The following is an 18,390-nucleotide window of genomic DNA, read 5'->3' as shown; positions in this document are numbered from 1 at the left end:
TTAATCAACTTATTCATGTCTATATTAATATTTGCCGATCAGGCACAGGGAAAAATTAAGAAAGCTGCATTTGAAGCCGTACAATATGGCGCCAAAGTAGCGGAGCAACTGGGTACAACGGCCACCGCCATCGTGCTGGGACCTGCAGACAACGCGGAACTCGCAGCATTGGGTAATTACGGCGCCGCTAAGGTTTTGCATGTAGCAGATGCCCGTTTACATGAAGTGGAAAGCACCGTATTCACCAAAATCATTGCCGAAGCTGCCGAAAAAGAAGGCGCAAAAGTGATCATCTTCCCACATAATTTTGATGGTAAAGCAATTGCATCACGTGTAGCAGCCAGGCTCAAAGCAGGATTGGTAGCGGGTGCTATCTCCTACCCTGACACCAGCAATGGTTTTGTAGTGAAGAAGAATGTATTTTCCGGTAAGGCATTTGCCAACATCAATATTACAGCCGATAAAAAAGTGATCGCGATCATACCCAATACATTCCCGGTGGCAGCGGGGTCAGGAACAGCTACTGTAGAAGCTTTCGCAGCAACGATCAACGATGCTGACTTCAAAGTGAAAGTAGTGAAAGTAGAAACGGTGAGTGGCGATATCCCGTTAACAGAAGCAGAAATCATTGTGAGTGGCGGCCGTGGACTGAAAGGTCCGGAGAACTGGGGAATCCTGGAAGACCTGGCCAAAGCACTGGGCGCAGCTACTGCAAGCTCCCGTCCGGTGGCAGACGCAGGCTGGCGTCCGCATCATGAGCATGTGGGTCAGACCGGTCTTACCGTAAGACCTAACCTCTACATAGCCATTGGCATTTCCGGCGCTATCCAGCACCTGGCCGGTGTAAACGGCAGTAAGGTGATTGTGGTGATCAATAAAGATCCGGAAGCACCCTTCTTCAAAGCAGCCGATTACGGTATTGTAGGCGACGCTTTTGAAGTGGTTCCCAAGCTCACAGAGGCGGTGAAGGCGTATAAAAGTAAATAGTACCAGATGGTGTAAAGGATGGATTATATATTATGAATGATGGAGTTATGAGGAGATTTTACGGATCGATCTTTGGGAATATCTCCCCACAACTCCATCATTCATAATCTGTAATCCATCAATATATTAGTCATTAATCATGATAGATTTTTTTTAGATAAGGAATATTTTTCTAACTTCACGGTCTTACAAAATATTCAGCGACAACGCAAGACAGATATGAGAAAAATAGAACTGGAAATAGTTGCTTTATCGCACAGCATTACGCAGACTCATTCATATGCCGTGGTATTGGGAGAGGTTAATGGTTTACGCCGTTTGCCGATTGTGATTGGCGGCTTTGAAGCGCAGGCGATCGCAGTGGCGCTTGAAAAGATGCAACCCAGCCGCCCTCTTACGCATGATCTGATGAAAAACTTTATGAACGCATTCAATATTGAATTACATGAAGTGGTGATCAGCAATCTCCAGGAGGGCATTTTTTATTCGAAGCTTGTCTGTTCCAGCAACGATGAAACGATTGAAATAGACTCCCGTACCTCAGATGCACTGGCATTGGCAGTACGCTTTGGATGCCCTATTTACACATTCGAAAATATCCTCAACAGTGCAGGCATTTTACTGGATGATCCTGCCGGTAAGAAAAGCAACAAGCCCGTTACCCCCACTATTTCAGAACACGACAGAGGTGCAGAGGATGACCTGAAAGCGATGAACGTGGACGAGCTGACCACCTTACTACAGGAAGTGCTGGAACAGGAAGATTACATCCGGGCTATCGCTATCCGCGATGAGATCAACAGCCGCAAAAGTAAATAATCATTATTCTCGCAGGGAACCGTAGCTGGTAGAGAATGGTCTGCTGCTCCCAGTTTGCTGTATAATGTATCCTACATGATCGTTTTTCCCAACTGCAAAATAAACCTCGGTCTGCATATCACCGGCAGACGCGCAGACGGTTTTCACGACCTGGAAACTATATTCTACCCATTACCACTCAACGATGCACTGGAAGTGCTCTCCCCCGGTACGCTGCAATTCAGCAGCAGCGGAATCGCCGTTCCGGGTGACCCGGCCGACAATCTTTGCCTCCGGGCATTTCACTTATTACAGCAAGATTTTCCTTTGTTGCCTGCAGTGAACATTCATCTGCACAAGCATATCCCTATGGGCGCAGGGTTGGGCGGCGGTTCAGCAGATGCAGCTTTCATGCTGCAGTTACTGAATACAAAATTCCGGCTGGAGCTAACAACTGCGCAGCTAATGGATTATGCAGCAAAGCTGGGTAGTGACTGTCCATTCTTTATTATCAACCAGCCGTGCTTTGCCAGTGGCCGGGGTGAAGTACTGGAACCGGTGACGCTGGATCTCTCCGGCTATTCCTTTTTACTGGTTTATCCGGGTATTCATGTGAATACAGGCTGGGCATTCAAACAGGTAACGCCGCAGTTACCAGCGCATGCACTCGGGGAAATGATCCGGTTGCCGGTAAGCGATTGGAAAGAAGTGATCGGGAATGATTTTGAAGTACCGGTGTTCCAGGTTCATCCGGTGTTGGCGGATATCAAGGCAACGATGTATGCCTCCGGGGCTATATATGCCGGTATGAGCGGCAGCGGGTCAACGATGGTGGGGATCTTCCCTAAAAACAAAATAGCTGACATCTTGTGGGATGCCAGCTACCGGGTATTTGTAATGAAGTGATTTTTACTTTACAGAAGCTACCAGGCTTTTGAAAGTTTCTGGTTCATTCATAGCCAGATCAGCCAGAACTTTTCTGTTCAGGTCGATATTTTTACCAGCTAATTTATTCATGAACACAGAGTAGGTCAACCCTTCTGCTCTAACAGCAGCGTTGATACGGGCGATCCACAGCTGACGGTAGTTTCTTTTCTTTAATTTACGACCAACATAGCTATAAGTAAGTCCTTTTTCAAGAACGTTCTTCGCTACTGTGTAAACATTTTTTCTTTTACCGTAGAAGCCTTTGGCTTGCTTTAAGATCCTTTTTCTCCGGGCTCTTGAAGCTACGGCGTTAACTGAACGAGGCATTTTGCTTGTTTTTTTCTCAGGTTATAAAATTCGATTCTTTTTGACAGATACTAGCGGAGACCGAGCATTCTCTTAACCAGGTTAAGATTTGCTTCGTGAACCAGCGTACTACCTCTCAGGCTACGTTTTCTTTTCGTAGATTTTTTAGTCAGTAAGTGGCTTTTGAAGGCCATAAACCGCTTAATCTGTCCGTTCCCACCAATCTTGAACGTTTTCTTGGCACGGGAATGTGTCTTTACTTTGGGCATCTTACATCAAATTTGGTCAGCAAAGGTAGGGAATTATTTTAATAATGCATACCGTTCTACAAATAAATCGGCCGCTATCCCCGATGTGGATAACTTTTTAATATGTTTTTCTCCTTCATTAATGGATTGACTATCAATTTTCCGCCTGCCTCCGCTTTACCTATCTAGCTCATATATCATATTAATAGTATTAGCACTATTTTTATATTCCTATATTATCATTAATTTTAATTTTAAAATAGTCACATATTTTAGCCATATTAGTATAAATACCTGACGCCTATGAAAGCATTTTACTCATTCCCACAGTCCGACTGGAACAAGGTTTTCACCCTTTTTTACCGATGTAAACGGTTGAAAAGCAATGAGCACTGAGCATCTATAAATGCTCATGGCTGATACTTTTTTCACTTAACCGTTTTACACCTATGAAACCTTTTTTATCCTTTTTATACCTGATTCTGGGTCTTATGCTGATGTCCGTCACGACAACAGCACAAAAGGCATTTATAAACGCTCCCGACAACGTATGTAAGGGAAGTTTAGCCAGCCTGAACGGACTCTTATGGGACAAAGACTTCAATCCTGACCATATGGACTGGAGCGTATCACCCGCCCTCGCCCCTGCAGACTACGAGATGGTGTTCTGGACAGGTACCGGTGTTACTCCGGGACCAGGCGCTATGTGGCTCGGTCAAAAGCCGAACACCACCTATCCCGGCGTCACCGCAATGACCATCAGACTAAAGAAAGAAGGCACCTATACCTTTACTGTAAAAATTTATAAAACTAGTAATAGTACTCCATATACTGTCTCCAAAACAATTACTGTTCAGAACTGTGATATGAGTGCTTGTCCCGGTACCATCAGTACCATGGCAGGGTTCAAAGAAGACTTTGGCCGTATGAAGACGGGAAATGCGCAAAAAAAGAATGATATCATTGATGGCATCCAGCCTGCTGCAGACAGGTACCTCTTTGGTTCCGGTCAACTCGATGATAACTATTATGCTGTTTATTATAATACACAATTGAGAACTGAATGGGTAAGCTCACAGGATCATACCCAGAACTTCTTAGCACCCGACTCCGTAGGCGCCATGCTGGTAGCGAATTCTGCGCTTGAGAAAAAAGCATTTTATAAAAGAACGATCACCGGGCTTTGTCCTGGTTCTATTTATTCCTTTTCGGCCTGGTTCATGAACGTGAACTCACTCGCCACTTTTTATGATGGTTGTGCCAGGTCAACAACTTCCAAACCGGATGGCTACCACTACGCCGGTGTAACTTTTGTACTCTCGGAAACAGGTACCGGGAAAGAAATAGGACGATTTAATACCTATGATGTATCGATGAACCTCAAGAAGCCGGAATGGCAGCAATATGGAGGTAGTTTTAAAACAAAGCTTACATCGGTAGACTTAACCATCATCAACAACAACTACGGCGGTTGCGGTAATGACATCGCTATTGATGATATTGAATTTAAATATTGCAGCCCTGATATATTTGCATTTGTGGATGGTCTGAAGGATGAACAAAGAACGGAAGACAGGGTGTGTGGCGGTGCTGTACTCGACCTGACCGCCTTCTTGAATCCTATAGACTATTTCGATCAGCCAACCTATAAATGGCAGATTAGCCCTGATGGCCTCGAAGCTACCTATGTAGATATTGTGGACGGTCCCGTGAACGCCGGTGTGATTTCAGGTGCAACAACACCTGTCTTACATTTTGGCCCTGGTGCATTGAAAGGCGATCCCAATGTCGAAAAAACTTACTATTACCGCGTGGGCATTACAGAAAAGGACAACCTTAGCCTGACAGGATGCGCCGCGCCGTCGCGCCCCGTGAAGATAACGATCCTCCCACAACCACAGATTACCATTACCGGATCGGAAATATGTTCCGGAGCAACAGCTACCCTTACTGTTGATGATAAATATGATAGCTATGAATGGAAGGTAATCCCGATTGTTACCGGCCAGACGCTTACCGTATCTCCAACAGTTACCACTACCTATGAAGTAGTGGGTGAGAAATCATATGGTAATGCTAAAGTCTGTAAGGATAGTAACCGCGCCGAAATTGTCGTATATGACCCTCCTGTTGTAAATGTAAGCCTCCTCACTCCGAAAGAAATCTGTCTGGGTGACGAAGTGAAACTGGATATCCAGGAAGAGAATAAAGATTATGATATTAAATGGGATCTGAATGGTACGTTGATACCAGGTGAAACAGATGTAACGCTGACCCATACTCCTACTACAGCTACTACAGGTGCATTCCATAACATCTATAATGTAACGGTAACGAATGGAGTTTGTGTAGTGGATGACAACATGGAAGTAATCGTGCATACGCTGCCGGATGCAACCGTGGGACCTGATCAGGTACAGTGTATCACCTCCCCTACCTTTACACTCACTGGTAATCAACCACCTGCCGGTCAAACTGGTCAATGGACATTTAAAGATGGAATAGATAATGGTGCGACGATCACCAACCCGGCACTCTACAACAGTACTGTTACCGGACTGCCGGCTGGCAAAAGCGTGACGCTGATATGGACCATTACCAATGACAACAAAACAGATTGCGCTGACGAGGCTTCCCTGACTTTAACCAGTTTGCCGGAACCTGTTAGTGACGCAGGAACAGCTATCACCCAATGCGGTATCAATACATTCCAGTTGGGCGCCAACGAACCCGGTGAGTATGAAACTGGTAAATGGACGGTCACTGCCGGCTCTGGTGTGACCTTTGATGATGCTACCAGATACGATGCCATCGCAACCATGTCAGCAACACCAGTGGTGAAAGATGTAACACTTACCTGGACCGTCACAAACGGCAAATGCCTGGATGCCACTTCCACCGTTATTTTACACCGGAGGAAAGCACCCACCCTTACGGCCACCGCGGCGGCAGTTTGTAATGCTGATAATAAGTTCACGATTACATTCTCCGGACTTACAGGAACTGTAACGGAATATACCGTTAAGCCAGGCACACCTACGCCTATGCCCGGATTTGTAGCTGCAGCGACCACTACGCCATGGCCTACCACTGGTAATACTATTGTGGTGGACTATACAGGCCCTGTTGCTGCCGGTACTTATAATTTTATATTGAGTGTACAGGATGGTACCAATGCAGGATGTACCGCTGATATTCCTTTTACTGTTAAGCTGGATGAAAAGCCAACAGTAACCATCACCGGTAATCCTTTGGATATCTGTCTTGGCGCCGGTGTTACCCTTAGCATCGAAGCAGCTAACAGTACTTATACCAAAACCTGGAAAGTAGATGGGGTGACTGTTGGTACGAACAGCCTTACGCTCACGCATACACCATCTGCACCCGCAGGAATCAAGGTTTACAGTGTGACCGTAGTAAACGGAACATGTACAGAAACAGTTTCCCAGGATGTAATCGTGAATGCTGTTCCGATAGCTAATGCCGGTATAAACATTTCCCACTGTGATAATGGTACTTTCCAGATGGCGGCGGTATGGGATCCGGCTATACCAATTGCTGATCAGAAAGGTGAATGGTCTATTGTTGGTACTGCAAATGGCGCCAGTATCACTACAACTACTGATCCGCTCACAACTGTAACTGGTCTTACTGCCGGAACTGCTGTTACGCTCAGGTGGACGGTCAGCAATACGAATAACAGTAGCTGTTCTAATTTTGCGGATATTGTATTAACGAATACACTGCCGATCACTGTCAGCGTAGCGGGTAATCCGATCACGCAGTGTGGTATTACTACTTTCCAGCTCAGTGGCAATACCTTAAAAACCGGTGAAACCGGTAAGTGGACGGCTCCTGCTGGCTCCGGTGTGACCTTCGATCATGACGACGCACCGAATGCAATAGCCACACTGCCGGCCACGCCTACCTCACAGCAGGTAACGCTCACCTGGACCATTTCAAATGGCGTATGTACCGCGACTACATCTGAGGTAGTATTAACACTCACGGAAGCGCCTACACTAACCATTGCGCCTATTGCTGCGGTATGTAACAGTAAGGGTTCCTTTAATCTCGCTTTCTCTGCTGTTGATGGTACTATTACCAAATACAGCATTAAAGCTGACGTACCCACGCCAATGGCGGGCTTCACAGACATAGTAGGTGCTACCTGGACAGGTGTAAGTCCTATCAATGTAACTTATCCTTCTACTGTAGCAGCAGGTACTTATAACTTCACCCTTACCATCCAGAATGGAAACAACCAGGGATGTGTAACTGTGATTCCGTTCTCTGTTAAAATTGATCAGGAACCTACCGTAGCCATCACCGGTAATCCTGCTGAAATTTGTAAAGGAACGGCCGTAGCACTCAGCATCGATGCTGCCAATGGCGCCTATACAATACAATGGACACTGAATGGAGTTAATGTCGGAACGGGAACATCTCTCGCCAATACACCTACCTTTATTGGTGATAACATTTACGAGGTAACCGTTACAAATGGCGCCTGCTCTGTTACTGAAAATGTAACCGTTGTAGTTAGATCCGTGCCCGTAGCTAATGCCGGTATAAACATTTCCCACTGTGATAATGGTACTTTCAAGATGGCGGCGGTATGGGATCCGGCTATACCAACTGCGGATCAGCAAGGAAAATGGTCTATTATTGGCGCTGCAAATGGCGCCAGTATCACTACAACTACTGATCCGCTCACAACAGTAACCGGCCTTACCGCCGGAACAGCTGTTACGCTCAGGTGGACAGTCAGCAATACGAATAACAGTAGCTGTACTGATTTTGCGGATATAGTATTAACGAATACACTGCCGCTCAGCGAAAACAAAAATGGTGCGCCGATCACGCAGTGTGGTATTACTACTTTCCAGCTTAGTGGCAGTCCCATAAAAACAGGTGAAACCGGTAAGTGGACCGCTCCTGCAGGCTCCGGTGTGACCTTCGATCATGACGACGCACCGGATGCAATAGCCACGCTGTCGGCCACGCCTACCTCACAGCAGGTAACGCTCACCTGGACCGTTTCAAATGGCGTATGTACCGCGACCACATCTGAGGTAGTATTAACACTCACGGAAGCGCCTACACTAACCATTGCACCTATTGCTGCGGTATGTAACAGCAAGGGTTCCTTTAATCTCGCTTTCTCTGCTGTTGATGGTACCATTACCAAATACAGCATTAAAGCTGATGTACCCACGCCAATGGCAGGCTTCACAGACATAGTAGATGCTACCTGGACAGGTGTAAGTCCTATCAATGTAACTTATCCTTCTACTGTAGCAGCGGGTACTTATAACTTCACCCTCACCATCCAGAATGGCGACAACCAGGGATGTGTAACTGTGATTCCGTTCTCTGTTAAAATTGACCAGGAACCTACCGTCAATATCACCGGTAATCCTGCTGAAATTTGTAAAGGAACGGCCGTAGCACTCAACATCGATGCTGCCAATGGCGCCTATACAATACAATGGACACTGAATGGAGTTAATGTCGGAACGGGAACATCTCTCGCCAATACACCTACCTCTATTGGTGATAACATTTACGAGGTAACCGTTACAAATGGCGCCTGCTCTGTTACTGAAAATGTAACCGTTGTAGTTAGATCCGTGCCCGTAGCTAATGCCGGTATAAACATTTCCCACTGTGATAATGGTACTTTCCAGATGGCGGCGGTATGGGATCCGGCTATACCAACTGCGGATCAGCAAGGAAAATGGTTTATTGTTGGTGCTGCCAATGGCGCTACTATCACTACAGCTACTGATCCCCTCACAACAGTAACCGGCCTTACCGCCGGAACAGCTGTTACGCTCAGGTGGACAGTCAGCAATACGAATAACAGTAGCTGTACTGATTTTGCGGATATTGTATTAACGAATACACTGCCGCTCAGCGAAAACAAAAATGGTGCGCCGATCACGCAGTGTGGTATTACTACTTTCCAACTCAGTGGTAGTCCCATAAAAACCGGTGAAACCGGTAAGTGGACGGCTCCTGCTGGCTCCGGTGTGACCTTCGATCATGACGACGCACCGAATGCAATAGCCACGCTGCCAGCCACGCCTACCTCACAGCAGGTAACGCTCACCTGGACCATTTCAAATGGCGTATGTACCGCGACTACATCTGAGGTAGTATTAACACTCACGGAAGCGCCTACACTAACCATTGCGCCTATTGCTGCGGTATGTAACAGTAAGGGGTCTTTTAATCTCGCTTTCTCTGCTGTAGATGGTACTATTACCAAATACAGTATTAAAGCTGACGTACCCACGCCAATGGCGGGCTTCACAAACATAGTAGATGCTACCTGGACAGGTGTAAGTCCTATCAATGTAACTTATCCTTCTACTGTAGCAGCAGGTACTTATAACTTCACCCTTACCATCCAGAATGGAAACAACCAGGGATGTGTAACTGTGATTCCATTCTCTGTTAAAATTGATCAGGAACCTACCGTAGCCATCACCGGTAATCCTGCTGAAATTTGTAAAGGAACGGCCGTAGCACTCAACATCGATGCTGCCAATGGCGCCTATACAATACAATGGACACTGAATGGAGTTAATGTTGGAACGGGAACATCCCTCACCAATACACCTACATTTATTGGTGATAACCTTTACGAGGTAACCGTTACAAATGGCGCCTGCTCTGTTACTGAAAATGTAACCGTTGTAGTTAGATCCGTGCCCGTAGCTAATGCCGGTATAAATATTTCCCACTGTGATAATGGTACTTTCAAGATGGCAGCGGTATGGGATCCGGCTATACCAATTGCTGATCAGCAGGGTGAATGGTCTATTATTGGCGCTGCCAATGGCGCTACTATCACTACAGCTACTGATCCGCTCACAACAGTAACCGGCCTTACCGCCGGAACAGCTGTTACGCTCAGGTGGACAGTCAGCAATACGAATAACAGTAGCTGTAATCATTTTGCAGAGATAGTATTAACAAATACACTACCGCTCAGCGAAAACAAAAATGGTGCGCCGATCACGCAGTGCGGTATTACTACTTTCCAGCTCAGTGGTAGTCCCATAAAAACCGGTGAAACCGGCAAGTGGACCGCTCCTGCCGGTTCCAATGTGACCTTCGATCATGACGACGCACCGAATGCAATAGCCACACTGCCAGCCACGCCTACCTCACAGCAGGTAACGCTCACCTGGACCATTTCAAATGGGGTATGTACCGCGACTACATCTGAGGTAGTATTAACACTCACGGAAGCGCCTACACTAACCATTGCACCTATTGCAGCGGTATGTAACAGCAAGGGTTCCTTTAATCTCGCTTTCTCTGCTGTTGATGGTACCATTACCAAATACAGCATTAAAGCTGACGTACCCACGCCAATGGCGGGCTTCACAAACATAGTAGATGCTACCTGGACAGGTGTAAGTCCTATCAATGTAACTTATCCTTCTACTGTAGCAGCGGGTACTTATAACTTCACCCTTACCATCCAGAATGGCGACAACCAGGGATGTGTAACTGTGATTCCATTCTCTGTTAAAATTGATCAGGAACCTACCGTAGCCATCACCGGAGCTCCACTGGATATCTGTGAAGGAGCAACAGTAACATTCAGCATTGACGCGGCGAATACTGCCCCGGGGTATACGATCAAATGGGAACTCAATGGCAACGCTTTAACTGAAACAGGGGCCACGCTCATACACAAACCGACTAAGGTTGGAGACAATATTTATAAAGTGACCGTTACCAATGGTGCCTGTGTGGTGGAAGACAACATCACCGTAACCCTGCGGTCTATGCCGGTTGCAGCTCCGGATCCGGGATACAGCCAGTGTAACGTTCCCAACTTCAATCTGAAGTCAACTGCTCCACTCACTGACCAGGAAGGTGTATGGTCATTTAAAGGTGGTATCAACAATGGTGCTACCATCACCAGTACCACCAGTAACAACACCACACTGACAGGATTACCTGCCGGTAAGTCGGTGACGCTTATATGGACAGTGACCAACAAGGGTAACAGTTCCTGCACTTCCAGCAAAGAGGTAACGTTTACGAATACACTACCGCTCAGCGAAAACAAAAATGGTGCGCCGATCACGCAGTGCGGTATTACTACTTTCCAGCTCAGTGGTAGTCCCATAAAAACTGGTGAAACCGGTAAGTGGACCGCTCCTGCCGGTTCCAATGTGACCTTCGATCATGACGACGTACCGAATGCAATAGCCACACTGCCGGCCACGCCTACCTCACAGCAGGTAACGCTCACCTGGACCATTTCAAATGGGGTATGTACCGCGACTACATCTGAGGTAGTATTAACACTCACGGAAGCGCCTACACTAACCATTGCACCTATTGCAGCGGTATGTAACAGCAAGGGGGCCTTTAATCTCGCTTTCTCTGCTGTTGATGGTACTATTACCAAATACAGCATTAAAGCTGACGTACCCACGCCAATGGCGGGCTTCACAAACATAGTAGATGCTACCTGGACAGGTGTAAGTCCTATCAATGTAACTTATCCTTCTACTGTAGCAGCAGGTACTTATAACTTCACCCTCACCATCCAGAATGGCAACAACCAGGGATGTGTAACTGTGATTCCGTTCTCTGTTAAAATTGACCAGGAACCTACCGTCAATATCACCGGTAATCCTGCTGAGATTTGTGAAGGAACGGCCGTAGCACTCAACATAGAAGCGGCCAATAGTGCCTATACAATAAAATGGACACTAAATGGAGTTAATGTCGGAACGGGAACATCTCTCGCCAATACACCTACATTTATTGGTGATAACCTTTACGAGGTAACCGTTACAAATGGCGCCTGCTCCGTTACTGAAAATGTAACCGTTGTGGTTAGATCTATGCCGGAAGCTAAAGCCGGCATAGATATCACACAATGTGATAATGGTAAATTTAAACTGGGGGCAAACAAACCCGAAGACGATCAAACCGGTACATGGGTTATTATTGGTGCTGCAAATGGCGCTACTATCACAACCGCTACCGATCACGCAACAGAAGTAACCGGCCTTACCCCTGGAAAATCCGTAACAATCAGGTGGATTGTAACCAACAACTACAAATCAACCTGCACAGCTACTGATGATATCGTATTAACCAATACGCCTGCACTCAGCGAAAACAAAGATGGTGCTCCGATTATACAGTGTGGTGATCCTGTTTTCCAGCTCAGTGGCAGTCCAATAAAAACCGGTGAAACCGGCAAGTGGACGGCTCCTGCTGGCTCCAATGTGACCTTCGATCATGACGACGTACCGAATGCAATAGCCACGCTGCCGGCCACGCCTACCTCACAGCAGGTAACGCTCACCTGGACCATTTCAAATGGCGTATGTACCGCTACTACTTCTCATGTGGTATTAACACTCAATGAAGCGCCATCACTGACATTGGCAGCTATCAACGCGGTATGTAACAGCAATGGTACTTTTGATGTCGCTTTCTCTAACGTGAAAGGTAACATTACGGAGTATAGCATTAAAGCAGCTGCTACCAAAGCGATGCCTGGCTTCACAGCAATAACCAAATCATGGTCAGGCATAAGTCCTATCAAAGTAAGTTATCCAACTACTACGGTTGCGGGTACCTACAACTTTGTACTGACGATCCGCGATGGTAAAAACAAGGGATGTACAACAGACTATAACTTCTCTGTTAAAGTACAGACACCTTCAAAAGTACCTACCAGCATCACGCCTGCTACCATAGAAATATGTGATAAGGGAGATGTGAAACTGACCATCGTAGGTGGTAGCCTGGGTACAAATGAAAACGGTACAACCAATGCAAAATGGCAGTGGTATACCACCGCTTGCCCTGGCACAACAGGCAGCACAGCGGTTACACCGGATGCTGTCAGCCCGGATGGCAGAACAGCCACCTTCAAAAATGTGGCGGTGAGTACAACTTATTTTGTACGTGCAGAAAGTACAGGTGCTTGCGGAAGCAGTGCTTGTGTATCAGCCAAAGTAACGGTTTATGAAAAACCTGCTGATGCATATGCCGGCCCAGATCAGAAACATTGTAATATCAAAACTGATCTGCAACTGGAAGGTAACGAGCTTAACGCTGCGGGAGCTGTTGGAACATGGACTACCTATAACGCAAGAGCAGTTATACACAATCCAAATCTTCCCACATCAAAAATCACATTGCTCCCCGGTGATACTGCCACTTTCACCTGGACTATTAAGAACGGCGTGTGTACAACAACCAGTGATCATGTATTCATCACCAATTATGAAACACCAGCCACCGCCGATGCCAACAAAGACCAGGAAAACTGTAATAATGCCAATTTCACGCTTAACGGTAACGCACCTACGCAATATGGCGCCACCGGAACCTGGACATATCCAACAGGGACAACTGGTGTAACGATTGCAAATAAAAACCTGGCTAATACCACCGTAACGGTAGCAGCAGGTAAAAGTGTAACCTTCACCTGGACTATTACCAATGGTACCTGTGCTGCTACTTCCGACCAGGTGGTTGTCACCAACTATGCGTTAGCCGCTAAAGCCAACGCTGGTCCGGATCAGAAAGAATGTAACAAACTGACTGATTTTGTGATGCGCGCCAATGCACCCGGCGTAGCTACCGGTAAAGGAAACTGGAAAGATATCAGCCGTATCCCTGGCAGGGCTACCATCAAATCACCAACCAGTCCAACTACCGCTGTTACAGTGCCTGTAGGAGACACAGCGATCCTGCAATGGTCCATTGCCAACGGTGTATGTGATAGTACTTTCAGTACAGTGACCATCATCAACTACAAAAAAGCAGCTACCGCTGTAGCGGGTCCTGACCAGGAAAAATGTAATAGCACCACAGACTTCACCATGGAAGCAAATGCGCCAGGTGTGGCCAGTGCAACCGGTACCTGGACAGACATCAGTCGCAGACCAGGCAGGGCTACGATTAAATCACCGAATGATCCGTTCTCTAAAGTAACGGTTCCTCTTGGTGACACCGTCATCCTGAAATGGACGATCTCCAACGGTAACTGTACCGGAACTTCCAGTACGGTAACCCTGATCAATTATGCTAAAGCAGCTGATGCCGCAGCAGGTTCTGACCAGGAAAAATGTAATACCACTGCCGACTTCACCATGACAGCAGACAAGCCAAGCGTATCCAGTGCAAAAGGCTTCTGGTCAATTGTAAAAGGTAATGCACTGATCAGGTCTATCAACAACCCTGCTTCTGGTGTGAATATTAATATAGGCGACACCGTTACCTTGCGTTGGACGGTTACCAACGGCGTATGTAGTGCTACTTCAGACGAAGTAACCCTGATCAACTATCAGGCGCCGGTGGCTGCAAAAGCGGGCCCCAACCAGGAACATTGTAATGATGCTACCTTTAAAATGGATGCCAGCGATCCCGCTGTACCTGGTGCAAAAGGAAGCTGGAAAGTTACCAGCAGCAACGCTGCACTGATCAGCATCAGCAAAACAGATGACAGAAAAGCAACGATTACCGTACCTGCCGGTGAAACAGCAGTATTAACATGGACTGTCAGCAATGGTGTGTGTACCGCTACCAGCTCCAGTGTTACGCTGATCAACCGGAAACCTATACTGGGTAACACTATCCAGGCCGATCAGACAGTATGTACTACTGAAATGCCCATGGCTATACGTGGTAACCTGTTGTCCGGAGGTAATGGTACCTATACTTACGTTTGGCAGCAAAACACGGCAGGTGCAACCGGTCCGTTCACAACAATTACCGGCGCTACCAGCGATATCTATCAACCGGGTCTCCTGGCTGCCGACACCTGGTACAGAAGACTGGTTACATCCGGTGCATGTATCAACAATATCAGCAACGTGGTTAAAATAACGGTTGTCAACAAATCACCGTTTGTTACTTCCGTACCACCTGCTATCACAACAGAATGCGTACAGGGCAAGGATTACACGACCCTCTTCGGTAAGCCGGTATTTAGTCACGCACCTTATGATAATGTGACACTCACTGTTACTTACAATGACGTTACCGTGGTAACTTCACCATGTCTTAGCACCATCACCCGTACCTGGACGGCTACTGACAGATGCGGATTGTTCGTTACTGCTTCGCAGACCATTACGATACAGGACACAAGAGCACCGGTATTCACCACCCCTGCTCCTGCTAACGTAACCGTGGATTGCGATAAAGTACCTGCAAAAACAGACCTGATAGCAAAAGATGATTGCGCGGGCAACATCACCATTCCGGTGGTGGAAGTACGCAAAGACATCCCTGGCGCAACCTGCACCAGCAACTATCAGCTGATCCGTACCTGGACTGCTGTGGATGCCTGCAACACAGGTATCACACTCACACAGGTGATCACGGTGAAGGATATGAGTGCACCGGTATTCAATATGCAGCCACCAGCTGATGCTACCGTGGATTGCGATAAAATACCTGCTGGTACCAATCTTACTGCCAGCGATAACTGTACACCGGGTGTCATTACGGTAATACCGAAAGATTCCCTTGTACATAACGCGGGAAGCTGCGCCAGTAACTATATCATCTTCCGTAAATGGACGGCTATGGATGATTGTGGAAATGCACGCGCCGTACAACAAATCATCAGGGTACAGGATACCACCAGACCAGTATTCTCTATGCCTGCGCCGAATGACACCATCGTAAATTGCGATATGGTACCGGCATGGCCTGTCATTACAGCGACCGATAACTGTTCTGGTAACATCCAGGTATTCACCAGCTCAAAAACACTGAAATTGCCCGGAGCCTGTGCTGGCAACTTCCTGGAAATACGTACCTGGACCGCAACAGATGATTGCGGCAACAAAACAGTGATGCAGCAGCAGATCACCGTACAGGATACCACTAAACCGGTATTCACCGTGAAACCGCCTGCCGACACCACTGTAAGCTGCGATAACATTCCGAAACCTGCTTTTGATGTAGCAGTAACCGATAATTGCAGCACTATCGGAAACGGTCTCACACTGAGCCGCCAGATAGTAACGGAATCAATTCCAGGCGCATGCAAAAGCGATTATCGCATCATCAGAACATGGATTGCGAAAGATGCCTGCGGCAATATCGCCACCATGAAACAAGTGGTTACTGTAAAAGATACCACCCGTCCGGTGATCATGCCTGCTCCGGCAGATGTAGTGATCTTCTGCCAGGATAAAATTCCTTCAGCACCGGTATTAACCGCCACAGACAATTGTGATCCGGCCTTCCCTAAAAAAGCAATTTATAGTGAAGATCCGTTTGTGAAGGATATCTGTAACGGCTACACGATTATAAGAAGATGGACCATTATGGATGCATGTGGCAACAAAGCCAACGATGTTATTCAACGTGTGATCATTAAACCTTGCGACAAACCGCAACTGATCGCTACCCTACCAACCAACTGCTCCGACAATCCAAGGATTGCCCTGCAGCCTGCAGCGAAAGTTTCACTGCCAACATTCACACTGGTAGCTGTAACGCCTGCCAACGTGGTAGCTGGTCTGCCGCTCACACAAAGCAGCAACATATTTAACCTGAATGGCGCTACTTCGGCATCGTTCATCATGACAGATGGTAAAACAGGTTGCTCTTCAGACACCGTGACCTACGACCTGAACTATATACAGAAACCGGTCGTAAACCTCGGCAGGGATACCACTATCTGCGGTGGCAACAGCCTGGTACTGGACGCTGGCGCAGTGAACTTCGCCTACAGTATCAAATGGTCTACGGGCGCCACTACGCAACGGATCAAGATCACACAGGCCGGTACTTACTGGGTGAACGTCAGCAATGGCCAATGTATCACGTCAGATACCATTAAAGTTGGCCTGATACCAACACCATTGGTAGACATCCCAGACACCACCATCTGCCGCGGTCAATCCGTGAAACTGGATGCGTATGTAGACGGGGCACAATACCTCTGGAGTAACGGGGCTACTACCCCATCTATCCTGGTAAGCACACAGGAACAGTTCTGGGTGAAAGTGATGAAGAGCGCATGTATCACGATCGATACGATCAAGGTAAGCGTGAATCCTCCACCAGATATCAGCCTGAGTCGCGACACCGCTATATGTCCGGATCAATCCATTATGCTCACCGTAAATTCAAACGGTGGCCGCATCAAATGGCAGACAGGTGAAACCAGCAACTCCATCATCGTAAATCAACCCGGTGGATATTGGGTAGCGGTAAGCAGAGATAATTGTGTGGTGAGAGATACGGTAAATGTGAGAATGAAACCGGGTATCACCCTGGACCTCGGACCAGACAGGAACATCTGTCCTGATGGCACCGTAGCCTTTGATGGTACCAACCCGGATGCGATCTCTTACCTCTGGAATGATGGTGATACCAATCCCGTAAAACAGGTAAGCAAAGCCGGTAGATACAAACTGGCCGTGATGGATAGGTTCTGTCAACGTGTATACCTGGATAGCGTAAGAGTAAACATCACCGGTATACCAAAAATCAACCTGGGTAATGATACCACCATGTGTAAAGGGGAAACCCTCACACTCCGCGCAGAAGGCGGCGGCATCACGAGTGCACGTTGGGACAACGGATCTTCAGGGCCAACCCTGGAAGTAACCAACGGCGGCACTTACACCGTTACCGTATTCAATGATTGTGGTAGTGCTACGGATAACATCACTGTTGACTTTATCCAGTGCGAACCTAAACCACAATTCCCGAATGCCTTCTCACCAAATGGCGATGGAAGAAACGATGTATTCAGACCAATAGTAAGAGGACCTATGTTCTCATATGAACTGCGCATCTTCAACCGTTGGGGTGAACTGATCTTCCTCTCTGCGGATGACCACAAAGGATGGGATGGTAAATACAAAGGCAGCCCTGTAGATGTAGGCACCTATGTTTGGTGGCTTACTTACAAGAAAGCTGCCGGCGGATCAGCCAATATCATTAAAGGAGAAGTTACCGTGATCAGGTAAAACTGATAACCGTATACACCCGTTGCAAAAAGCAGAAAGCCAGTTGGTTTTCTGCTTTTTGCATTTCAGGGTACTGGCTGTTTTCATAAAACGTCCTACATTCGTGCATACTGAATTGTATTAAA

At 47.1% G+C, this 18,390-nt stretch carries 6 protein-coding genes; 4 read left to right on the top strand and 2 right to left on the bottom strand.

From position 1 onward, the window contains the following. The first annotated feature begins 15 nt into the window (after nt 1-15). The 3 genes from ABQ275_RS09165 to ispE all read left to right on the top strand — a co-directional run bounded on the left by ABQ275_RS09165 (nt 16) and on the right by ispE (nt 2,691). Nucleotides 16-987 carry an electron transfer flavoprotein subunit alpha/FixB family protein gene (locus tag ABQ275_RS09165; protein ID WP_349317989.1) on the top strand — a complete coding sequence of 324 codons (972 nt, stop codon included), beginning with the start codon at nt 16-18 and terminating at the stop codon, nt 985-987. 219 nt (nt 988-1,206) lie between these two features. Further along, nucleotides 1,207-1,806, top strand: coding sequence for a bifunctional nuclease domain-containing protein (locus tag ABQ275_RS09160; RefSeq protein ID WP_349317988.1), 600 nt, complete (start codon nt 1,207-1,209; stop codon nt 1,804-1,806). A gap of 75 nt (nt 1,807-1,881) precedes the next feature. Beyond that, a complete protein-coding gene (ispE, locus tag ABQ275_RS09155) occupies nt 1,882-2,691 on the top strand; it encodes a 4-(cytidine 5'-diphospho)-2-C-methyl-D-erythritol kinase (protein ID WP_349317987.1) in 810 nt (269 codons plus the stop codon). A 3-nt stretch (nt 2,692-2,694) separates the two neighbouring features. Here ispE and rplT read toward each other — a convergent pair whose 3' ends face one another. Together rplT and rpmI are read right to left on the bottom strand one after the other, a co-directional pair. After that, nucleotides 2,695-3,039, bottom strand: coding sequence for a 50S ribosomal protein L20 (gene rplT / locus ABQ275_RS09150; RefSeq protein ID WP_349317986.1), 345 nt, complete (start codon nt 3,037-3,039; stop codon nt 2,695-2,697). A 50-nt stretch (nt 3,040-3,089) separates the two neighbouring features. Next, nucleotides 3,090-3,287 (bottom strand): 50S ribosomal protein L35, encoded by a 198-nt coding sequence (gene rpmI / locus ABQ275_RS09145; protein WP_349317985.1) that lies wholly within the window; start codon nt 3,285-3,287, stop codon nt 3,090-3,092. Between the two features lie 428 nt (nt 3,288-3,715). Between rpmI and ABQ275_RS09140 the strand changes: the two genes are divergently transcribed. After that, nucleotides 3,716-18,265, top strand: coding sequence for a gliding motility-associated C-terminal domain-containing protein (locus ABQ275_RS09140; RefSeq protein WP_349317984.1), 14,550 nt, complete (start codon nt 3,716-3,718; stop codon nt 18,263-18,265). Nucleotides 18,266-18,390: the final 125 nt, after the last annotated feature.

Origin of the sequence: Chitinophaga sp. MM2321, from assembly GCF_964033635.1 — a bacterium.
In the GTDB taxonomy this organism is placed as follows: Bacteria; Bacteroidota; Bacteroidia; order Chitinophagales; family Chitinophagaceae; genus Chitinophaga.
Note: the sequence above shows the minus strand (reverse complement) of the source record. Positions and strands in the feature narration are given on the sequence as shown.